This is a genomic window from Brevundimonas sp. SL130 (genome assembly GCF_026625805.1).
In the GTDB taxonomy this organism is placed as follows: Bacteria; Pseudomonadota; Alphaproteobacteria; order Caulobacterales; family Caulobacteraceae; genus Brevundimonas.
On sequence record NZ_CP113064.1, the window covers coordinates 2,568,265 to 2,588,835 of the forward strand.

The 20,571-nt window shown below is 65.7% G+C and carries 18 protein-coding genes; 10 read left to right on the forward strand and 8 right to left on the reverse strand.

Annotated elements, in window-relative coordinates:
• Positions 1-6 precede the first annotated feature (6 nt).
• Positions 7-987, reverse strand: a complete 981-nt coding sequence (locus OU998_RS12575; RefSeq protein ID WP_267513916.1) for a helix-turn-helix transcriptional regulator — start codon at positions 985-987, stop codon at positions 7-9.
• 5 nt (positions 988-992) lie between these two features.
• Between OU998_RS12575 and fepB the strand changes: the two genes are divergently transcribed.
• From fepB to OU998_RS12600, 5 genes are all read left to right on the forward strand, one after another.
• Positions 993-2,177, forward strand: coding sequence for a Fe2+-enterobactin ABC transporter substrate-binding protein (fepB, locus tag OU998_RS12580; protein WP_267513917.1), 1,185 nt, complete (start codon positions 993-995; stop codon positions 2,175-2,177).
• A 77-nt stretch (positions 2,178-2,254) separates the two neighbouring features.
• Entirely contained in the window at positions 2,255-3,226 is a 972-nt protein-coding gene (locus OU998_RS12585; RefSeq protein WP_267513919.1) for a FecCD family ABC transporter permease, read from the forward strand.
• Complete coding sequence (locus OU998_RS12590) at positions 3,219-4,283, forward strand: FecCD family ABC transporter permease (RefSeq protein ID WP_267513920.1); 1,065 nt, start codon at positions 3,219-3,221, stop codon at positions 4,281-4,283. Before OU998_RS12585 ends, OU998_RS12590 begins: the two co-directional genes overlap by 8 nt.
• 4 nt (positions 4,284-4,287) lie before the next feature.
• Complete coding sequence (locus OU998_RS12595; RefSeq protein WP_267513921.1) at positions 4,288-5,142, forward strand: ABC transporter ATP-binding protein; 855 nt, start codon at positions 4,288-4,290, stop codon at positions 5,140-5,142.
• Complete coding sequence (locus OU998_RS12600; protein ID WP_267513923.1) at positions 5,139-6,443, forward strand: NtaA/DmoA family FMN-dependent monooxygenase; 1,305 nt, start codon at positions 5,139-5,141, stop codon at positions 6,441-6,443. Before OU998_RS12595 ends, OU998_RS12600 begins: the two co-directional genes overlap by 4 nt.
• Positions 6,444-6,462: 19 nt before the next feature.
• On the opposite strand, the gene OU998_RS12605 is transcribed toward OU998_RS12600, so the two are convergent.
• A protein-coding gene (locus OU998_RS12605; protein ID WP_267513427.1) for an IS630 family transposase occupies positions 6,463-7,405 on the reverse strand; the annotation gives its coding sequence in 2 pieces (ribosomal slippage) (positions 6,463-7,068 and positions 7,070-7,405; 942 coding nt in all).
• Positions 7,406-7,500: 95 nt separating this feature from the next.
• Complete coding sequence (locus OU998_RS12610; RefSeq protein ID WP_267513924.1) at positions 7,501-8,274, reverse strand: helix-turn-helix domain-containing protein; 774 nt, start codon at positions 8,272-8,274, stop codon at positions 7,501-7,503.
• Between the two features lie 195 nt (positions 8,275-8,469).
• Here OU998_RS12610 and OU998_RS12615 point away from each other — a divergent pair, with 195 nt between their 5' ends.
• Positions 8,470-10,665 (forward strand): TonB-dependent receptor, encoded by a 2,196-nt coding sequence (locus OU998_RS12615; protein ID WP_267513927.1) that lies wholly within the window; start codon positions 8,470-8,472, stop codon positions 10,663-10,665.
• Positions 10,666-10,766: 101 nt separating this feature from the next.
• On the opposite strand, the gene OU998_RS12620 is transcribed toward OU998_RS12615, so the two are convergent.
• The 3 genes from OU998_RS12620 to OU998_RS12630 are packed head-to-tail and all read right to left on the reverse strand — an operon-like array spanning position 10,767 to position 13,356.
• Positions 10,767-11,510, reverse strand: a complete 744-nt coding sequence (locus OU998_RS12620) for a DUF3299 domain-containing protein (protein ID WP_267513929.1) — start codon at positions 11,508-11,510, stop codon at positions 10,767-10,769.
• A gap of 2 nt (positions 11,511-11,512) precedes the next feature.
• On the reverse strand, positions 11,513-12,730 hold the full coding sequence (locus tag OU998_RS12625; RefSeq protein WP_267513930.1) for an ABC transporter permease: 1,218 nt from the start codon (positions 12,728-12,730) through the stop codon (positions 11,513-11,515).
• On the reverse strand, positions 12,727-13,356 hold the full coding sequence (locus tag OU998_RS12630) for an ABC transporter ATP-binding protein (protein WP_267513931.1): 630 nt from the start codon (positions 13,354-13,356) through the stop codon (positions 12,727-12,729). The genes OU998_RS12625 and OU998_RS12630 overlap by 4 nt, the downstream gene beginning before the upstream one ends.
• A 116-nt stretch (positions 13,357-13,472) precedes the next feature.
• Here OU998_RS12630 and OU998_RS12635 point away from each other — a divergent pair, with 116 nt between their 5' ends.
• Positions 13,473-13,850, forward strand: coding sequence for a MerC domain-containing protein (locus tag OU998_RS12635; RefSeq protein WP_267513932.1), 378 nt, complete (start codon positions 13,473-13,475; stop codon positions 13,848-13,850).
• 197 nt (positions 13,851-14,047) lie between these two features.
• Here OU998_RS12635 and OU998_RS12640 read toward each other — a convergent pair whose 3' ends face one another.
• Together OU998_RS12640 and OU998_RS12645 are read right to left on the reverse strand one after the other, a co-directional pair.
• Complete coding sequence (locus tag OU998_RS12640; RefSeq protein WP_267513933.1) at positions 14,048-14,536, reverse strand: DUF6702 family protein; 489 nt, start codon at positions 14,534-14,536, stop codon at positions 14,048-14,050.
• Positions 14,536-16,923, reverse strand: a complete 2,388-nt coding sequence (locus OU998_RS12645; RefSeq protein ID WP_267513934.1) for a M1 family metallopeptidase — start codon at positions 16,921-16,923, stop codon at positions 14,536-14,538. The genes OU998_RS12640 and OU998_RS12645 overlap by 1 nt, the downstream gene beginning before the upstream one ends.
• A gap of 170 nt (positions 16,924-17,093) precedes the next feature.
• On the opposite strand from OU998_RS12645, the gene OU998_RS12650 reads away from it, so the two are divergent.
• From OU998_RS12650 to OU998_RS12660, 3 genes are read left to right on the forward strand one after another with little or no spacing between them, the layout of a single operon-like run.
• Positions 17,094-17,834: an ABC transporter ATP-binding protein gene (locus OU998_RS12650; protein ID WP_267513935.1), complete on the forward strand. Its 741-nt coding sequence runs from the start codon at positions 17,094-17,096 to the stop codon at positions 17,832-17,834.
• Positions 17,831-19,267 carry an ABC transporter permease gene (locus OU998_RS12655; RefSeq protein WP_267513936.1) on the forward strand — a complete coding sequence of 479 codons (1,437 nt, stop codon included), beginning with the start codon at positions 17,831-17,833 and terminating at the stop codon, positions 19,265-19,267. Before OU998_RS12650 ends, OU998_RS12655 begins: the two co-directional genes overlap by 4 nt.
• A complete protein-coding gene (locus OU998_RS12660; protein WP_267513937.1) occupies positions 19,267-20,523 on the forward strand; it encodes an ABC transporter permease in 1,257 nt (418 codons plus the stop codon). The genes OU998_RS12655 and OU998_RS12660 overlap by 1 nt, the downstream gene beginning before the upstream one ends.
• Positions 20,524-20,571: the final 48 nt, after the last annotated feature.

The window sequence follows — 20,571 nt, forward strand, 5'->3', positions numbered from 1 at the left end:
CCGCCTTCACTGGCCGGCGCGGTCTTCAGCAGAAGGCGGCCGGCCAAAATGGCGCCGGTACGCCGCGGTGAAGGCCGCCGGGCTGGTGAAGCCGACCCGATAGCCGGCCTCGGCTATGCCCAGGCCCTGTTCCAGGATCAGCTCCCGGCCCATCTCCAGACGCCGGTCGCGCACATAGCCGAACAGGGTCGTGCCGAACGCGGCCTTGAAGCTGGCTTGCAGGGTCGTCAGGTTGATTCCCACGCGCCGGGCAAGCTCAAGAGAACTCGGGGGATGGGCCAGGGAGGCGTCGAGGATTTCGCGGGCCTCGCTGGCGCGTCGGTAGTTCAGGCGTCCGACCCGCCGAACCGCCTGCTCTTCGTCACGGAGCAGGATCGCCGTCTCAAACACAAATTGCAGCGCATGGGTTTCGGCGAAGAGATCGGCCAGTCGTCCGCCATAGGGATTGTCCAGAAGCCGGTGCGCGATCTGCGTCAACCGATGCGAGGCGGGCAGCGCCGTGCTGTGGAACCCAGGCCGCAGATAGTCGTGCAGAACGGCCAAACCATCCTCGTCCGCCACATCGCCAAATCGTTCGAGGAATCGGGGCGTCAAGGTAAAGCCGGCGCCCCGGCTTTTCGCGCCGGCTCGCCAGGTGCGGGCGCAGGGCGTCGACTGTCCAAACCCCATGACGAACGGTCGATTCAGCGCCTGTCCAGCGGGGAGATAGCCGTCCAGCGCGATCGGCACCACATCGCCGGTCAGCACCAGGCCGCAACTGAGGGAGCGCTCCTTGTCGGCGTCGAAGGCGCAGTTGGAAAGATAGGTGACGTCGTGGGTGTTGACGATCAGGCCAGTCTGCACCTCGCGAGCCCACAAGGCTCCCGCCACGACTGCGGACGGATGGGCGTGCCCCTCCGCTCGAGGCGCCGGCAGGGACCGTCGATGGGCCTCGCCCAGCACCTGGGAAATCGATAACCGGCTTTCGGCGGCTATGCTGGCGTTCATCGCGTTTGGCCTTCCATCGACTTGAGGCCTCATGCCACGCGAGACGCCGCAACCGACGTTGTGATCTCGCGACAGCATTTCCCGATCTGGCAAAAGCCAAGACGGTTGATCCGGCCGTTCGACAATCGCTAATGATAACCACTCGCGAGTTCAAGGCGTCTGTCAGCGCCGGTCGATTGGAAAACCACATGCTTGCCGCTCGATCATCGCGCTCGATCCGAATTCTCGGGCTCATCGTCTTGATGGCGACGCTGGGCCTGGCGGCCTGTGATCGAAAACCGCCACAGACCGAAGCCCAGACTGAAGCCCAGACTGAAGCGCAGGCCGGCGGCGAGTGGCCTCGTCGTTTCGCCAATGCCGACGGCACGTTCACAGACATTCCCGCCAAGCCGCGCCGCATCCTGTCGACATCCACCTCGATCACGGGAACCCTGCTGGCGATCGATGCGCCGGTCGTGGCCAGCACGTCGGCGGCCAACGGCGTCTTCTTCGCGCAATGGGCCGACGTCGCCGATGCGCGAGGTGTCGAGAACGTCTGGCCCGCAGGCAGTATCGACCTTGAAGCTGCTCAGTCGGTGAGACCGGATCTGATCGTGGTGTCCACGGGGGGCGCGGACTCGGCGCGCGAGCATCTCGCCGAACTTCAGGCCATTGCCCCCACCATCGTCCTCGATTACGGCGGCCAAACTTGGCAAAATCTTGCCGTCAAACTGGGTCAGGCCACCGGGCTTGAGGCGCAGGCCGCTGCCCGGATCACCGCCTTCGACCGCTATGTCGCCCACGCCAAAAGCCGGATCGCGCCGCCCGCAGGGATGGTCAATATCATCAGCTACAACGGGCCGGGCGCGCGTAATCCCATCGCCACGAGCGACGGTGCGCATGGGCAGTTGCTGCAAGCCATGGGTTTCAAGGTCGAGAACCCCGATCCTCGCTGGCACAGCACGCCCGAACCCCGCACGGACTTCGTGTGGTCGCAGTATGAAAACCTGACCAAGCTGAAGGCGGAGACGACGTTTCTGTTGCGGGTCGATGATAGCCGTTCCGCCGCCTTCCTGAACGATCCCGTCCTCGCCAACCTGCCGTCTGTCCGCAGCAAGCAGGTCCATGGGCTGGGCGCAAACTCCTTTCGGATCGACTATTACAGCGCGACCGAGATCGTCGATGGTCTGACCAAGGCCTTTGAACGGTGATCACGGCCCGAGGAGGGCGTGGCGCTCTTGGCTCACCCTGGGCCCGCAGACTTGGAGGACCAGGCGCGGGCCTGATTTTGGGCCTGATCCTTTTGGCCCTGTTGGCCGTGGCCAGCCTGCTGCTGGGCGCGCGCGCCATCACCGCCGCGACAGCCTGGCATGGCTTTGTCGCCTTTGATCCCACGAACAGCGATCATCTGCTGATCCGGTATCTGCGCGTTCCTCGGGCTCTGGTCGCCATCGTGGCCGGCGCGGCGCTGGGGGCGGCGGGGGTCGTCATGCAGGCCTTGACCCGGAACCCGCTGGCTGAACCTGGACTGCTCGGCGTCAACGCCGGTGCGGCCGCTGGCGTCGTGGTCGCCATCGCCGGCTTCGGCGGTTCGGGCGTCGCAGGCTCGATTTTCGGCGGCCTTATCGGCGCGGCGCTCGCCGGGCTCGCCGTCGTCCTGCTGGGCGGGCTTATGGGACGTTTCAGCCCCGTGCGGCTGGTGCTGACGGGATCGGCCCTGTCGGTTGTCCTGCTCGCGCTCACCCAGATCATCACCCTCAACAGCGACGCCGAGGTGTTTGATCGGTTCCGTCACTGGGCTGTCGGATCGCTGGAGGGCCGAGGTTATGAGGTTCTGGCGCCGGTAACGGTCCTCGTCGGGCTCGGTCTGGCCATCGTGGCGGGGTTGGCCCGCGCTCTGGACGCCGTGGTTCTGGGGGATGATCTGGCGCGTGGTCTCGGGGCGAACCCGACGGCGGTCTGGGCGATGTCGTCGCTGGCCGTCATTCTTCTGGCCGGCGCGGCGACCGCCGCCGCAGGGCCCATCAGTTTTCTGGGCCTGGCTGCGCCCCATGTCGCCCGCGCGGTCGTGGGGCCGAGCCATCGCTGGCTGCTCGTCTATGCGATGTTGATCGGCGCACTCCTCATGCTCGCGGCCGATTGCGCCGGCCGGCTGATCATTCAGTCCGGCGAGATCGATGTCGGCGTCATGGTCGCATTGATCGGAGCGCCCTTCTTTATCGCGCTGGTCCGCAAGGGAAGGCTCGCGAGACATGGGTGATCGCGTTTCATTTCGCGTGAACGCCAGCGTCGTGGGGCCGGTGTGGAGGGCGAACCGCATCGCCGTGCGTCTGCACCCGCGGACAATGACGGTCGCCTGGATACTCGTGCTGCTGACGGCCGGCCTGACCGCAGTTCTGCTGACCATGGGGCGAATAGAGATCGCGCCGGGCCAGATCGCCGAAATCCTGTTCAGCGGCGGCGGAGACGAAAGCGATCGCAGGATTGTTCTGGGCCTTCGTCTGCCGAGGGCGGCGACGGGCTTTTTCGTCGGGGCGGCCCTGGGCGTTTCCGGCGCCATCTTCCAGTCGGTGTCGCGCAACCCTCTCGGCTCGCCCGATGTGATCGGGTTCATGACGGGATCGGCGACGGGGGCGATCGCCTGGATCATGCTGGTCGGGCAGCAGCCCCTGGGCATTGCGTCTGCGGCGGTTTGCGGCGGTCTGGCCGCAGCCGTGATCGTCTATCTCTTGTCTCTGACGGGCGGCAGGATCGTCGGTGATCGGCTCGTGCTGGTCGGAATCGGCGTCGGCGCCACCCTGGCCGCGCTCAATGGGCTGCTTCTGTCGCAAGGAAAGCTCGACAGCGCGGTTCTGGCCAACCTCTGGCTCGCCGGTTCGCTTAACGCCCGCACCTGGGATCACGTCGTCCCGGTAATGACAGCCGTGGTCATCCTTACGCCGATGGCCATGGCGCTGGCCCCTCGGCTTGCGATCATGGAGATGGGTGACGACCTCGGCCGGCAGCTTGGGATCGCAGTCGACCGCACGCGGTTGTTCGCCGTCGCAATCGGCGTGACCCTGGCCGCCCTGGCGACCGGCGCGGCTGGGCCGATCGCCTTCATCGCGCTCGCCGCGCCACAACTGGCCAAGCGGTTGAGCTTGTCGCGGGGCGTGCCCGTCGCGACGGCGGCCCTGATGGGCGGGGGCCTAGTGCTTCTGGCCGATCTGATCACCCAGGCTCTGCCGTTTCACGCCACGCTCCCGATCGGCCGCATGACCGGCCTGATCGGCGGCGTCTATTTCCTTTGGCTGCTCAGCCGATCGCGCACGCTGTGACCTGATGCCCTACCCCGCAGACATACTCCTTCGCGGCCAATCCCTCGGGCTCTCCTATGGCCGGCGCGAGGTCTCACGCGATCTGGACGTGGACATCCCGCTGGGCCAGATCAGCGTGATCATCGGCGCCAACGCCTGCGGCAAGTCGACTCTTCTTCGCGCGCTGTCACGGCTCCTGCCCCCCAGCGCGGGCCAGATATTCCTGAGCGGTCGAGACATCCGCGACTATGGCGCCAAGGCCCTGGCGCGGACCCTGGCCTATCTGCCGCAGTCGGCCAGCGCGCCGCATGGGATTACGGCGGCCGATCTGGTCGCCCGCGGGCGTTATCCGCATCAGACGCTGCTGCGCCAGTGGTCGGAGGCGGACGATCAGGCGGTGCGGCGCGCGATGGCCCAGGCGCAGGTGGCGGACCTAGCCGATCGCGTCGTCGACGAGCTGTCCGGCGGTCAGCGTCAACGTGTCTGGCTGGCGCTCGTGCTCGCCCAGGAAACGCCGGTCCTGCTCCTTGACGAGCCGACGACCTATCTGGACGTGGCCCACCAGTTCGAGGTGCTCGAGCTTTGCCGAACCCTCAATCGCGACCATGGCAAGACCCTGGTGATGGTGTTGCACGACCTGAACCAGGCGGCGCGATACGCCGACCATGTCATCGCCATGCGGGACGGCGCCATCGTCGCCGCCGGCGCGCCGGACGACGTCCTGACGCCAGAGCGGATCGAACAGGTCTTCGGCCTGGCCTGCATGGTCTTGCGCGATCCCGTCACCGGCACGCCGTTGATCGTCCCCACCATCGGGGGTGCAGGCGGGGTCGGAGTCGCGCCGCAAACGGTTTCATATTCACAAGAGGAGGCGTCATGACCCGGTCGGGCAAGCTTTGTGTTGGTCTGTCGCTGGCGATCACCTGGCTGAACGGCGAAGGCTGGCGGCGGCCCGACAGCGACATCGAGCACATTCATTGCGCCGAGTTTTACATCGACATCGCCAAGCGGGCGGAGAAGGCCAAGCTGGATTTTCTCTTTCGGCCGGACTCGCTCTTTCTCGACGCGTCGCGACTGTCCAGCGCGCCGGGGTTCAGCAGTCTGGATCCGAGCTTGCTCCTGACGGCGATCGCGCAGGAGACCCAGCGCATTGGCCTTGTCTCCACCGCTTCCACCAGCTTCTACCCGCCCTATGTGGTGGCGCGGCAGATCCAGTCTCTCAACTGGCTGAGCCGGGGCCGCGCCGGCTGGAACATCGTCACCTCAATGGACGGCAGCGACAATTTCAGCGACGAGCCCATGCTTTCGTCGGCGGATCGATACGCCAAGGCGCGTGAATTCACCGATGTCGTGCAAGCCCTGTGGGCCAGCTATCCGGACGAGGCGCTGGTGCTGGATCGCGCGACCGGCCTCTACGCCAATGCCGACAAGGTGCGGCCGATTCATCATCGCGGCAGCCATTTCTCGGTCGAGGGCCCCCTGACCGTTCCAACCTATCCCGGCGCCAAGATCCCCTTGTTCCAGGCCGGCGCATCGGAATGGGGACGGGATTTCGCGGCGCGTGTCGCTCATGGCGTCTTCGCCGCCGCGCCGGACATCGCCGCCGGCGTCGATCTGCGCGCCGATCTTCGCTCGCGGGCCAGCGCGCACGGCCGCGATCCCGACGATCTGCGCGTCTTGCCGGGGCTAAGCCTGTTTCTGGGCGACACCGAGTCGGAGGCGCGCGACCTGTACGCGCAAACCCATGCTGGACAGAATCTGCAGCGCAAGCAGGCCTATATTCTGGAGAACCTGGGCCTGGACGTCGGCGCCCTGCCCGCCGACATGCCGATCACGCCGGACATGGCGCCGAAGTTAAACCGGCCCGTGCGCAGCCGCACCCATGCGGATCTGTTGCGCAGGCTGATCGAACGGGAGACGCCGACGGTGAGGGAGCTTTTGGATCGTCCGGAAGTCTCCGGGTCAGCGCATTGGCTCTTTGTCGGCACGCCACAGGACGCCGCCCGCGAGATCGCCCGGTGGTTCGAAGCGGGCGCCGGCGACGGCTTCATCGCCCTTCCGGGCGGGTCGGCGCGATCGATGCAGTTGCTGTTCGAAAACCTGATGCCGCTCCTGATCGAGGACGGGCTATTTGACGCCGACTATCGCGGCGGAAATTTCGCGGAGCATTTGGGAGTTTAAGACCTAGAGCGTGCTTCCTTCACACGGAACCGTATCCTGAGTTGACGAGGTAGTTCGCACATTCGGCGGGGCTGAAGAGATTGATGATCTCTCCGGCCTTTCGCCATGTGGCTTCAAAGGTTCTGGGCTGGGCGTTGCGCATGAGGTGTTTGAGCTTGGCGAAGACCTGTTCGATGGGGTTCAGGTCGGGGGAGTAAGGGGGCAGGAAGATCATGTGTGCGCCTTTGGCCCTGACAGCGGCGCGGGCGGCCTTGCCCTTGTGACTGCCGAGGTTGTCGAGGACGACGACGTCGCCAGGCGACAGGGTCGGCGCCAGTATTTTCTCGATGTAGACGAGGAAGATCGCGCCGTTGATCGGACCATCGATAACCCAGGGCGCGTCGATCCGGTCATGGCGCAGGGCGGCGATGAAGGTCAGGGTTTTCCAGTGACCGAAGGGCGAGTGGCCCTTCAAGCGTCGCCCCCTCGGCCCCCAGCCGCGCAAGGGCGCCATGTTGGTCTTGACCCAGGTCTCATCCAGGAACACCAGTCGCGACGGGTCGATCCGCCCCTGATGCGCCTTCCAGCGTGCGCGGCGGCGCGCGACGTCAGGCCGGGCCTGCTCCTCAGGCAGCAGTGTTTTTTTTGAAGCTCAGTCCTTCAGCGTGCACGAACACCCACACCGCTCGCGGGCCGGTCTTGATCCCGCGCGCGGCAAGTTCGGCCGTCAGTCCTCTGAGCGTGAACGGCCCTGAGGCGATGCGGGTGCGCAGCCATTCGGCGCAGTCTCCTGATAGCGTGCGAGGCTTGTGGCCGCCGACCTGGCCCGGCGCCACCGAACCTGTCTCTCCAACTCGCTTCGTCCACTTGGACACGCAAGACGGACTGATCCGAAGCGCCGCCGCGATCTCCCGGTGTGTCTCGCCCTCCGCCTTACGCGCCAACGCTCGCTCACGAAGATCCATCGAATAAGGAGCCGTCATCCGGGCTGGCCTCCCATCCAGCACGAATGTTGAATCAGATCACCGCAAACTTGGGAATCCCGATTCCGTCAAAGCGAGCCATGCTCTAGGCGGCGTCAGAAAGAAACGCCCTCGGGTCGCCAGCGCGAGGGGCTGGCGCCGCTCACACGTCGGAAGGCGGCGGAGAATTTGCTCGCATTGGCGTAGCCGACCTCAAGGGCGGTTTCCGTCACCCCCCGACCCGACGCTAGGAGCCCCATGGCACGCTCCATTCGCCGCCGCGTGAGCCAGGCAAAGGGCGGTTCGCCCGTCCGCGCCTTGAACGCCCGGGCGAAGCCGCTGACCTCTCGCCCCGCCACCGTCGCCATGTCGGCCACGGAGATGTCGCTCGCCAGTCCGGCGTCAATGAAATGGGCGACCCGGTCGAACGCAGCCTGACCGAGCGGCGCTGTAGACGCGTGCGCCATGGGGCGCTCCGCTAGTTGCCGCAGTCGGGTCAACACCGCCGCCGTGCCGTGCTCGAAAAAGGCGGTCGAGGCTCCATGGAGTTCCGCCTCGCGCCATAGCGCCGAAACGACCGCCTCCAGGTAGGGATCATGCTGGATCCGGCGGGCGGCGCGGCCGACGATCTGCTCGTACGACGGCCCAACAAGGGCTTCGACATGGTCCCACCGGATAGCGAGACCCAGTACAGACACCGCGCCACATCGCCCCGTTCCCGTCGCCGTGGGCGGGGTGATCACCAACCCGCCTCGGGACCAAGAGCCCTCAAGCAACTGACCCTCTGTGTGCTGGACGACCCGGACGGCTCCTCCCTGGTTAAGTCCCAGCCGAAGATAGGGCCCGCTCAGAAGTTCGCCCTCGAAGGCGTCGAAGTGGGAGCGAACCATGATGACGTCGCCGCGGGGACTACAGATAGCGCGGCCACGAACGGCCAGGGCCTCGATTGCGGCGAGGTCCGGAGGTGGGGGCGCGGCGGAGGAGAACGACATGAATCCCGTTTCGGAGTGGTGCGTCCCGCCCTGGAGTGGCGCCGCAACTATGTTACATTATACGTCGCGAACCTTTCGCAAAGCTATCACGCCATGACTGTTTTTCTTCGCCTATCCGCCGCAGCCGTCACCGCGGTCGCTTCCTGTCAGGCTGTCGGCGCGCTCGCCCAGGAGGTCGAGCCTAGCGATCGGGCCACGACCGATCGCCTGGAAGAGATTGTCGTGACCGCCGCCCGCCGTCCCACCACTTTTCAAGACGCCGACGTCTCCGTTACGGTGCTGAGCCGGATCCAACTTGAGCAGGCGCGCATACGCGACATCCGCCAGCTCGACGGGGTCGTGCCAAATGTCCAGTTCAACGAGAGCGGCCAACTTGGCAGCACATTCATCTCGATCCGCGGGATCGAGTCCAATCCGTTCATCGTCAATCGGGCGGCCGTCTACATCGACGGCATTCCTTTCCGCGAACTCTCCAACGCCGTGCTCAACCAGGTCGAATCGATCGAAGTGCTGCGCGGGCCCCAGGCGACCCTCTACGGCGCCAACAGCGAATCCGGACTGATCGTCATCAACACCCGGGCACCGACGGATCACGCTGTCTATGAGGGCCGGTTCACGACAACGGGCTTCCAGGGCGGCACGAGCGCCATGATCGACGGCTTCGCGGCGGGCCCGCTGAGCGAAACCGTTTCCGGCTCGCTGGCTTTCAAGGCGTCGACCTCCGACAGCTTCCTGCGCAACATCCAGCCTGGCCGCCCAGCCGGCGAAATCCGCGAAAACTTCCTACAGGGCCGTCTGCGTTGGAAGCCGAGCGACGCGCTCACGATCAATGCGACCGCCTATGTGCTGGACACGAATGCGCCAGGCGTCTTTGACCAAGAGTATCTGCCGCTGGATGTCGACCTCTACAACCGGACCTATGCCGAAACTTACAACGGCGGACGGACGATCGGCCAGTTCACCTATGTGAATGACGCGCCCAAGAAGACCGAGGAGCTGGAGACGGTCGCCGGTCTCAGCGCGACTTACCAACTGGCCTACGGAACGCTCGACGCGGCGGTTTCCTACCGCAAACTTTCGACAGACGCTCGCGGCCTGGACGTCGAGCTCACCGCATTGCCGACATCTGCGGGGCAGGACTACAAGGTCAAGACCTTCTGGAACGGCGAGCTACGCTTCGCCTCGCCTGCCGATCGTCCGTTCAACTATATCGTCGGCGTCAGCCATTATCGTCAGGATGATCGGCGCTTCCTCGCCACCTTCGTCGGGCCGGGCGAACTGGACGATTTTGTGCCGGCGCCGGTGCAACTGGCGGAAGCCCGAGACTGGGGCGCGTTCTTTTCCGCCAACTGGACACCGACCGCTCTGCCCGCCCTCACGATCAGCGGCGGGCTGCGCTATGACCGTGCGCATCGATCAGCCGATCAGACGGCCGGATCGCTCGATCTGGGACCGGCGGGTATATTCGTCTACCGCGACGCCAGCCTGTCGGGCGATTTCGACGCCGTCTTGCCCCGCGCCTCAGCTCTGTACAGGGTTTCGTCACAATTCAGCCTCTACGCGAATGCGGCCAAGGGCTATGTCCCAGGGGGCTTCAATCTCACAGCGGCCCAGGCCGACCTGGCCGACCAGGTCCTACGCTACGACTCCGAAACCCTATGGAGCCGCGAGGCGGGTTTCAAATGGCGTTCCTCGAATGGCCGCTTCCGGCTGGCCGGCGCCGCCTTCTATATCCGCGCAGACCACTGGCAGGAAATTCAGGTGGCGACAGACGAAGAAGGACGGCTCATTTCTTCCGACTATATCGGAACGGACGCCTCGATCGACAGCAAGGGCTTTGAAATCGAAGCGACGGCCGAGCCGATCGACCGCCTGACCTTGACTGCCAACCTGGGCTACACAGACGCTCGGTACCGCAACCTCCAGCTCGACGCCGACACCAATGTCAGCGGCGAGCGGGTGAAGCTGGTGCCCGAGTACGACGGCTACCTCGCCGCGCGTTACCAGGCGTCGAACGGTCTCTACGTCCGGGCCGAGGCGGCGCTCACGGGCGAAGAGTCTCTGGAAAGCCGTGGCGAGGCCATTCAGCCGGCGACCCAGACAATCGGTTTGCAGCTTGGCTACGAAGGCCCCCGCTGGTCGGCGCGGCTATTCGTCGATAACCTGACCAATGTGCGTCGCAGTTCGGGGCTTGCGTTCCGTAACTTCGCCTTTGGCAACGACGGCAACTGGTACGCGCCGATCGCTCGCTCTCGCCAGGTCGGTTTCGAGCTCGGGGTCAGACTCTAGCCTGGCCTTGCCGCGTTCAGCGCCGGCGTCCCGCAGTCCAGGAAAAGGCGTCTGTCCCTATCGCCTGGATCCGGGACGCCAGCCTCGCTCGTGATCCGGCCTTAGTCCACGCGTTCGGCGATCCGACCCCGCCCGTCGTTGATGACGAAGAACAGGCCCTTTTCCCCATTGTCCGCCAGTTCAAGCGTCCCGGTCACCTCAACAAGGTGGTAGCCGGCCTCGATCGGGCGGCTGAGCCGGACCTCGATGATCTCATTGGGTTCGGCCGGGGGATGGAAGAAGCAAACCGGGGTATAGGGGGAGATCAGGAAATGGGCGGTGCGATCCGTGGACTCGAGCGGAAGCATATAGCCCCGTACGGTCACGGTCTGACCGGCGATGGCGCGGACACTCGCGGGATGCGCCGCCCGGTACAGTTGAGTCCGGTCGTCGATGGAAATCCGGGTCTGGCGCAACTTACGCCAGAGGGGCCCGTCCGCGCGGGGTAGATCCAGTTGCGTCCGGCGTTCCGACGCCAGCTCTCCATCAACCGGCGGACCGCCCGCCCCCGCGCCGACGGACGCCATCGGCCCGGTCCGGATCGGTGGAAGGGCGCTGATTTCCGCCTCCAACGCCGCCCATTCGGCGTCCTCATCCGACCCGGCGTCCGTCTGGCCCGACGCGCTGATAGACCCGACGTCCGGTTCCTGACCCGCGCGGCCCGGGTTCCCGGCGGCGGCGTTGATCGCTGCGGACTCCGCGGCGGTCACAACGGCAGGCGGCGCCGCGGCGTCCGGCGGCGTCGGTCGGTCGCAAGCCGAAAGCCCGCAGACCGCAAGCGAAAGGGCGAATGGCGAAATCCGCATCCTCAACGTCCCTGAAGTTCGTCAACCGGATCGGTGCAGATCGCCAGCCAGACCCCCGGCGCCGAGCCGATCAGACCCAGCGCGACCGAGGCCAGAATGACGAGCGCGTCGAGGCCGCCCATCGACGGCAGAGTCAGGCTGAAGGGGGCCGCGTTCGACTGCGCGACGCCCCAAGCCAGACCACGCCCCAGGACGAGGCCCGCAAAGCCGCCAGCGAGGCCGAGAGCGCCGCCCTCCAGCAGGACCACGCTCGCCAGCCGCGCCGACGAGGCGCCCAGCGCCTTGAGCAGGGCCAACTCCCGGCGTCGGGCGCGCACCGCAGTGGTCAGCGCCAGGACAAATCCGCCTGCGGCCAGCGCCAGCAACAGGCCGCCGAGCCGCGTCATCATGGCCGCGCCGTCGCCGATCATGGCGTTCAGCCGCTGGGCCTCGCGCGGCGGAGAGGCGGTCTGCACCCCGGCGAGCCGCCCGAGCCGGGGCGGCAGCATCACGGCCCCGAGGGCGCTCTGATACTGAACCAGCACGGCGGTCACCTCGCGGTGCGTTTGCGGTTCGGAGGCGTGGTCATGATCGTGGGCCCCGCCCTCGACGGCCTCGACGGGCTCCGCCTCATGCAGGCTCCAGACGCTGGACAGGTCGGTCAACACGAGGCGGTCCGCCACCGCGCCGCTTGGTCGCAAGACGCCGACGACGCGGTAAGGCCGGTCGGCGTGTTCCTGATCCCCGCCTTCCAGGCCATGCGCGCCGACGAAGGAATCCCCGACCGCCAGCCCCATGCGCCGGGCCACGGTCGCCCCAAGCACGGCCTCCATTTCCCTGCCCCACCACCGGCCGTCATCAAGCCTGAGGTCCTGCAGGGCCGCATAGTCCCGGGTCGTTCCGACGATCCGGTAGGCGCCGAGGCTGTCGCCCATGGACAGAGGCACGGCGCGGCGGACCAGCGGGTCCCGCGCGATCTGTTCGGCCACGACCCAGGGAATATTGCCGGTCGGGACGTCGGCCTGAAACACCGCCGAGGTCACCAGTTGCAACGGACTGCCCGACGCACCGACGACCAGATCGACGCCGGCGAGGTCGCGCGTCAGCCGGGCGTCGGCGGCCTGGCGCACCAACAGGACCGAAACCGTAATCGCCACGGCCACGGCGAGCAGGAGGACGTGAAACACCCAGGTGGCCGGACGTCGGCGGATGAAGGCCCATACGAGTCGAGTAAGCGTCATGCCGCCACCGCCTCGACCGGGAGCAGGACCTGGTGGTTGGCGATCCTCCGTTTGAGCCTTTGATCGTGGGTGGCGATCACAAGCGCCGCACCCGTCCGCTGGGCCGCGTCTTGCAGCAGGTCGGCGACGGTCTCGGCATTGTCGTCGTCGAGGCTCGCGGTCGGCTCGTCGGCCAGGATCAGGGCGGGACGGATGAACAGGGCGCGCGCGATCGCCACACGTTGGGCCTCGCCCCGGCTCAGGGATTCGGCCCGGCGATCCGCGAGGCTGGCGAGGCCCACGGCGGCCAGGGCGCGGCGCGCTTCCCCCGCGTCCTGCGGCAATCCTCTGACGAAGGAGGCGAGCAGGATGTTCTCCAGCACCGAGAGACCCGGCAGAAGATGGACGTCCTGAAAGATCAGTCCGACCGTCGGCGGGGAATCGACGCCCGAGGCGAGCCTCTCTTGGCTCAAGATCACCGCGCCCGATATCGGCGCAAGCAGACCCGCCAGGGTGACCAGGGCCGTGGATTTTCCCGCGCCGGACCGGCCCAGCAGCAGCGCGCCTTCGCCGGCGCGCAGGGCGAAGTCGGGAACCCGTGCGACCGCGCGCGACCGCCGGCCGACGACCAGGTCCTCCAGGCGCAAGCGGTCATCCGCCCTCATGATTCAACGCAGAGAAATCGGATCAAAACGCGCCTCACGGGGTTGCAGCAGACGTTACACAATAACATATCCAAATCGTCAGACGAAGGAACCCGCTTTTGACCGCACATGCCCCTGCCCGCGCCGGCGACGCCGTCGCCATTAGCCTGTCAGGCCTGTGCCTGGTCCACTGCCTGATCCTTCCGCTTGCGGCGGGGTTCCTGCCGTTGCTAGGCGCCTGGACGGAGGCGGAATGGGTGCATTGGGGCTTCGTCGCCGTGGCCGCGCCGGTCTCGCTTTGGACCCTCTCGCGCCCCCAGACGAAATCCCTTTCCGCCGTGATCATAGGCCTGGCCGTCCTCGGACTCGGTCTTCTGATCGCGGGCGCCGCCGGCTATCCAGACCATGACTGGGAAACCGCCTTGACCGTCGTCGGAGGGCTAGCGCTCGCGACGGCCCATCTGATCAACTGGCGGCGGCAGTCCCACGGGCATTAGACAGGCCGGCGGCGCCCTGCTTCAAGATGAACGCCTTCTGGGCGTCCGACCCGAGGGGCGGCGCAGCCAAAATGCTGATGCCTTCATGGTCTTCCTCTCCCTCCCAGCCAGGGAAATCTCAGCGGAAAACTCCAACGTCCGGTGATCCAGTTTCTGTGGAGCAGATCACACCGCCAAGCGGTCTGGGCGCGACGCGGCTAGAACCGGACCGTCTGGGCGGTTGATCCCGGCCGGAACACGACAGTTCGGGTTACGCCGTCCACCCGCACATTGACCTGCTGCTGCTGGTCCTCGTGAACGCCCGGGAAGAAGTCGAGGTCGATGGTGACGGCCTGGACATAGCGGTCGTCCGTGTGGCCCGCGTAGTCCACCTGCACATTGTCGCCGGCCAGTTGCGTGTCGGCATGGGTCACGGCGACGACCTCGTCATCGATCAACAGACGGAAACGCTGGCCCAGATGGGTTTCCAAAGCGGCCAGGGCTTGCGGATCGTCGAGGGAGGGCTGGGCTTGGGGCGCAATAGTCTCCAGCGCGGGCTCCACATCGTGCGCGGCGAACCTGTGCTGGACGGTCACGACGCCGTCGCGGCCGATTTCGATCACCGTCAGCCCGCCATGCCCCTTGTGCGCCAGGGCCGGAGACGCGATCGCGGCGATCGCAGCGCCTATCATCAGGATCCTGCGCATCACGACCCGCTCACTACACGAGCGGCGGTGGAGTCCGGACTGACCTCGACATCACTGTCGCGCATCCGGTTCTCGCCCGGCGGGGATTCAGGCGAAAGACTCAGCGAACGTTCGTCGATCCGCTGCGGATAGCTGTTGTTGCCCCGGTTGGCGTCGGCCGTCTCCCAAAGCGGATCGATCTCGGCGCCCGCCAAGGTCTTCGACGAGACGTACTGCCAGACGACCTGATTGGGGTTCCGCCGCCAGATCTCGGCGGGGATGCGGATGGTTTCGTCTGTTCCGTCCGACCAGGTCAGTTTCACGATCACCGGCGACACCAGGCCGCCGATGTTCTTGAAGGTGAAGCGGTAGATGTTGTCCTCGAAGGTCTGGGCCCGGCGTCGCTCCGGCTTGGCCTTTCCGGCCGCCGAAGTTGCGTCCCGCCGCTGCTGGGCTGTGGTCGTGAACCGGTCGGTCTCATTGTAGAAATCGCGCGTCGCCGGATCCCGCTCGACCACGGTCTCGATGCCGGCGTTTCGTTGCGCCGTCAGCGAACCCGGCTGGCTTTCGAACCGCGTCCGCGCCGCCGCGTTGCGGACCTCGGGATCGGTCGATTCCAGCTTCGCCGCCGTCACGCCCTCTAACGCCACATCGACGTGATCGGTCGAATAGAACCAGCCGCGCCAGAACCAGTCGAGATCGACGCCCGAGCCCTCCTCCATCGAACGGAAGAAGTCATAGGGCGTCGGGCGTTTGAAGCGCCAGCGCTGGGCGTATTCCCGGAACGCCCGATCGAACAGCTCGCGTCCCAGAACCGTCTCACGCAGGATCACCAGAGCCGTGGCGGGCTTGGCGTAGGCGTTGGGGCCGAACTGGTTGATGGCGTCGGACTGGGTCATGACCGGCATCTGGTCCTGGCTGACCATATATTCGACGATGTCCTTGGGCTCTCCCCGCGACGGGAAGTCGGCGTCCCAGAGTTTCTCGGCCTGGAACTGTAGGAAGCTGTTCAGCCCCTCGTCCATCCAGCTCCACTGGCGTTCATCCGAGTTGACGGTCATCGGGAAATAGATGTGGCCGACCTCGTGGATGACCACGCCGATCAGCCCGTTCTTGGCGCGTTCGGTATAGGTCAGCCGTCCCTTGTCATCCTTTACCGGACGCGGCCCGTTGAAGGTGATCATCGGATATTCCATCCCACCCACCGGCCCGTTGACCGACTGGGCCGTTGGATAGGGGTAGGTGAAGGCGAACTGATTATAGACGTCGATGGTGTGGGCGATGGCGCGGGTCGAATAGGCGTCCCACAGCGGCCGCCCCTCTTTCGGATAGAAGGACATGGCCATGACGACGGGATGTTCGGCGCTGTCCTGTTCGATGCCCATCGCATCCCAGATGAATTTGCGGCTGGAGGCGAAGGCGAAATCGCGGACGTTGTCGGCGCGGAAGTTCCAGGTGCGGACGCCGGACCGGGCCGGCCGACCCTCCGCCGCTAAGGCTTCGGCGGGGGTGACGATATAGACGGGGGCGTCGGCGATGCGCGCCCGCTCCAGCCGCGCGCGCTGCTCGGCGCTCAATATCTCCGGATTGGTCAGAACGCCGGTCGAGGCGACGATGTGGTCGGCGGGGGCCGTGATCGAGACCTGGTAGTCGCCGAACTCGAGGGTGAACTCGCCCGCGCCGAGGAAGGCCTGGTTATGCCAGCCTTCATAATCTGAATAGACCGCCAGGCGGGGGAACCACTGCGCGGCCAAGAACAGGCAGTTTCCGTCTTCGCCGGGTTCGGTGAAACACTCATAGCCGCTGCGTCCGCCGACGACCTTGGTCTCCGGCAGAGGCAGGGAATAGCCCATTCTGAACGTGAAGCTCTCGCCGGTCGCAAGCGGCCGCGGCAGTTCGACCCGCATCATGGAATCGACGATGGTGAAAGGCAGCGGCTGGCCGTCCGGTCCGACGACCGTCAGATCGTTAAAGCCCCCTTCCCATTCCTGGAAACGCTGGACGCGCAGCACCTCGTTGACGCTGACTGTATCGGAGTTGGTGTAGGTCCGGCTCCGCTCGGCCATCGAATCGCGGCGATAGTTCTGCTGGTCGAGCAGCAACCACAGATAGCCGAGCGAATCCGGGGCGTTGTTGCGATAGGTCACCACCTGGGTCGCGTTCAGGGTCCGGTTGGCTTCATCCAAGGCGACGTCGATGTCGTAATCGACCTGCTGCTGCCAGTAGCGATAGCCGGGCGCCCCCGACGCATTGCGATAGTCGCTCGGAGTAGGCCAATCCTCCCCCTCGAACTGGCGGAACTTGTCCTCGAAGCCGCCCTTGGACTGGTCTACCGCGCCGACGCTGACCTGCGCCTGAGCGCCGGAAGCCAGCAAAGCGGCCGCAAGGCCGAACAGCGCGAATTTCATATCTCTTCCCCAACCCACAAGCCGTTACGCTATAACGCTTGAGGCGGCGCTCGCAAGCCTGGAATTCCCGCTATCGGTTGCCCTCCAAACCAGGGATGGGCGGCTCAACGAGTTGTAATGTTATATCATATAAAGTAAGACACGACCCTCCTTTTGTCATCGGAGACAATATGCCCGTGCCTGCGACGAGCCCGATTCATCTTTCAGATCTTCACGTCGCTTACGGCGCAAACTCGGTCTTGAATGGGCTGAATCTGGATGTGCCGGCAGGGTCCATCACCGCCCTTTTGGGCGGCAATGGCGCAGGCAAGTCGACGACGCTCGCGACGCTTCTCGGTTTCGTAAAGCCCCAATCCGGCTCGGTGGAGATCGATGGGGTGGACCCCGCCCAAGAACCGGACGCGGCGAGACGCAAGCTGGCCTATTTGCCCGAAAACGTCGCCCTCTATGAGCATCTCAGCGGGCTGGAGAATGCCGACTACCTGCTGGCGCTTTCCGGCATGAAACGGAATGTCGATGCGGTCAAGGACGCCTTTCGCGCCGCTGGCCTGCAGGAGCGGGCGTGGGCAGAGCGCCTCGGCGGATTCTCCAAGGGGATGCGGCAAAAGGTGGCTATCGCCGTCGCGCTTCTACGTGAGACGCCGGTGCTTCTGCTGGACGAACCCACCTCTGGTCTGGATCCCAGGGCGACGAAGGACTTCAACCTCCTGGCAGGCGCCGTTCGGGACCGCGGCGCGGCGATCTTGATGGTCACGCACGATCTGCTCAGCGCCGCCGACATCGCTGACCGTATCGCCTTCCTGGAGGACGGCCGGATCACCCATTCAGAATCCGCCAGCGGACCGGACCGGTTCGACGTTCGGGCCCTTCACCAACGCTTCGCGGCGCCGTCGGAGTTTGCGACGGCATGAGCGCAATCCGATTGATCGCGGTGGACGAGCTTCGGCTCATGGCGCGAAACCGGGTGGCGATGATCGCCCTTGTTCTGCTGATACTGCTTACGATCACCGCCGTCGTAAGCGCGTGGGCGCACCAGCGCAGTGTGGCTGATCTCCGGGCCAGACATCAGTCCGCCGCTGAAGAGGCCTTTGACGCCCAGCCGGATCGCCATCCCCACCGGGTGGTTCACTATGGCGCCTTCATCTATCGCCCGCTTGGCCCTCTGGCGGCTTTCGATCCTGGCGTCGACGCCTTCACGGGCAACAGCATGTTCCTGGAAGGCCACCGGCAGAACACGGCCAACTTCGGAGACATCCGCCAGAGCTCGCTTCTGGTCCGCTTCGGCCAACTGACGCCCGCCTTCGTGCTTCAAGCGGTCGCGCCTCTGCTCCTGATCTTTCTCGGCTATGGCGTTGTCGCCCGCGAGACAGAACGGGGAACCCTGCGGCTCCTGCTTCTGCAGGGCGTCAGCCGCCGCCAGATCGTTCTGGGCAAGCTGTCGGCGCTGGGCGTGGTGGCGCTGTTGCTGGGTCTGCCGGCCATGGTCGGCTTCGCACTGATTGCCGGACAGCCCGGCGCCTCGGCGGCGCCCATGGCGGTTATCGCTCTGGGATACGCCGCCTATCTGGCGCTATGGGCCGTGCTGATCGTGCTGTTCTCGACTTGGGCGAGACGCAGTCGGGACGCGCTTCTTTCTCTCGTGGCCGTCTGGGCGATCATGGTGGTCGTGGTTCCCCGCGTGGCGCCGGACATCGCCGGCTTCGCCATTCCCTTGCAGAATCGTTTCCAGACCGACGTCTCGATCGAGAACGAAATGCGCCAGACCGGCGACAGTCACAACCCCGACGATCCCTACTTCGCCGCCTTCAAGCAGTCGGTGCTGGATCGCTATGGCGTATCCCGCATTGAGGATCTGCCGATCAACTACAAGGGCCTGCTTGCGCTGGAAGGCGAGCGGATGACTTCCGCGCTTTTTGATCGCTACTCCAACGCTAGTCACGACGCGCAGGCCCGCCAGAACGAACTGGTCCGGACGGCCGGATTGCTCAGCCCGGCGATCGCCGTGCGCGATCTCTCCATGGCGGCCGCCGGCACGGATTTCGATGGGCACCGACGCTTTCTGGAGCAGGCGGAGGCCTATCGGTTCGCTCTGGTTCAGCGCTTGAATCGCCTGCAGGCGGAGGCGGTCAGCTATGCCGATGACACCGCGCAGGATGCAGGCGCTGATCGGCGCAAACGGATCGAAGCGGAGAACTGGCGCAAGATGCCGGACTTCGTCTTCCGTCCGCCCAGCGGCCCACAACTCGCCGCCTCTGCAATACCCGGACTATTGATGTTGCTGGCGTGGCTCGCGGCCGCAAGTCTGCTCCTGGTCGCCGCCACCCGTCGCCTCGGAGGCCGCTGATGTCACTCTGGTCTCATGAACTCCGGCTTCTGCTGCGGTCCAGGCTGTCCGTCGTCGCCCTCCTCCTTCTCTCAGCGCTCGCGTTGGCTGCGGTCCTCGCGGGCCTTGCCGAGGTATCGCGACAACAGGCCGCCATCGACGCCATTCCGGCGGCCCAGGCCAAAGACATCGGCGCCGTCGCGGCCTGGATTGACGTGGACAAGGACGCGGGCAGCGCCGCCTACTACAGCTTCCATCCGACCTGGGATGCGCCGTCCCCCCTGGCCTTCGCCGCCATCGGGATGCGGGACGTTTCCCCCTATATCTTGAGAGTCCGGGCGCTGGGTCTAGAGGCTCAGATCTACGACGGCGACGTCTATAATCCGGAACTCGCCCTGCCGGGACGATTCGACTTCGCCTTCGTGCTGGTCTTCCTCGCCCCCCTGTTCGTGATCGCCCTCTTCCATGACCTGATCTCGTCCGAACGCGAGGCCGGGCGGTTGCGCACGCTCGACGCCCTGCCTTGCGGCGGACGCCGGCTCTGGCTTCGGCGGGCGACGCTGAGACTGGGGCTGCTCTGGATCGCTTTGGCGGCGCCGTTCGCCATCGGCGCCCTCCTCTCGTTCGCTCCTCTTCTGCCAACCCTGGCCGTGTTGATTGTCACGGCCCTATATCTGGCATTCTGGATCGCCTTGGCGCTTCTGGCGTCGCGCCTCCGCTGGAGCTCGGTGACCAACGCCGCCTCCCTGGCCGCCGTCTGGCTGGTGCTGGTGCTGGTTCTGCCGACCCTCGCCCATGTCGTGATCAACCGATCCATCCCGGTCAATCAGGGCGCCGAGATCGCGCTCGCACAACGAGACGCCGTCAATCGCGCCTGGGACATCCCGCGCGAGGACACCATGCGCCGGTTCTACGCCAACCATCCCGAATGGGCCGACTCCCCGCCCCTGGGCGTCGCCTTCCATTATAAGTGGTACTTGGCCTTCCATCAGAACGGCGATGAGAGCGTCGCCGAAGCGGTCGGGGCTTATCGCAACGGGCTAGAGCGCCGCGACGCCGCAGCCCGCGCTCTGGGTTGGCTCCTGCCTTCGGTGGGCGTGCAGGCGGTGCTGACGCGGTTGGCCGAAACGGATCTGGCGGCCCAGTTGGCCTATCAGGATCGTATTCGAGCCTTCCATGGCCGACTGCGAGCCTTCTATTACAGCTACCTCTTCCATGATCGGCCGTTCGGCAAGGCGGATTTCGACCAGGCGCCGCGGTTCAGCGATCCCCCCTGAAGCCGCCGACCTTTCCCGCATGGGCTTCGGCGGCGCCAATGGCTGAGG

What these genes read in the sequence shown, in the direction of transcription:
- OU998_RS12575 (WP_267513916.1), bottom strand. Translation starts at nt 987, where the DNA reads ATGAACGCCAGCATAGCCGCCGAAAGCCGGTTATCGATTTCCCAGGTG.
- OU998_RS12590 (WP_267513920.1), top strand. Translation starts at nt 3,219, where the DNA reads ATGGGTGATCGCGTTTCATTTCGCGTGAACGCCAGCGTCGTGGGGCCG.
- OU998_RS12595 (WP_267513921.1), top strand. Translation starts at nt 4,288, where the DNA reads ATGCCCTACCCCGCAGACATACTCCTTCGCGGCCAATCCCTCGGGCTC.
- OU998_RS12600 (WP_267513923.1), top strand. Translation starts at nt 5,139, where the DNA reads ATGACCCGGTCGGGCAAGCTTTGTGTTGGTCTGTCGCTGGCGATCACC.
- OU998_RS12610 (WP_267513924.1), bottom strand. Translation starts at nt 8,274, where the DNA reads ATGGTTCGCTCCCACTTCGACGCCTTCGAGGGCGAACTTCTGAGCGGG.
- OU998_RS12615 (WP_267513927.1), top strand. Translation starts at nt 8,470, where the DNA reads ATGACTGTTTTTCTTCGCCTATCCGCCGCAGCCGTCACCGCGGTCGCT.
- OU998_RS12620 (WP_267513929.1), bottom strand. Translation starts at nt 11,510, where the DNA reads ATGCGGATTTCGCCATTCGCCCTTTCGCTTGCGGTCTGCGGGCTTTCG.
- OU998_RS12625 (WP_267513930.1), bottom strand. Translation starts at nt 12,730, where the DNA reads ATGACGCTTACTCGACTCGTATGGGCCTTCATCCGCCGACGTCCGGCC.
- OU998_RS12640 (WP_267513933.1), bottom strand. Translation starts at nt 14,536, where the DNA reads ATGCGCAGGATCCTGATGATAGGCGCTGCGATCGCCGCGATCGCGTCT.
- OU998_RS12645 (WP_267513934.1), bottom strand. Translation starts at nt 16,923, where the DNA reads ATGAAATTCGCGCTGTTCGGCCTTGCGGCCGCTTTGCTGGCTTCCGGC.
- OU998_RS12650 (WP_267513935.1), top strand. Translation starts at nt 17,094, where the DNA reads ATGCCCGTGCCTGCGACGAGCCCGATTCATCTTTCAGATCTTCACGTC.
- OU998_RS12655 (WP_267513936.1), top strand. Translation starts at nt 17,831, where the DNA reads ATGAGCGCAATCCGATTGATCGCGGTGGACGAGCTTCGGCTCATGGCG.
- OU998_RS12660 (WP_267513937.1), top strand. Translation starts at nt 19,267, where the DNA reads ATGTCACTCTGGTCTCATGAACTCCGGCTTCTGCTGCGGTCCAGGCTG.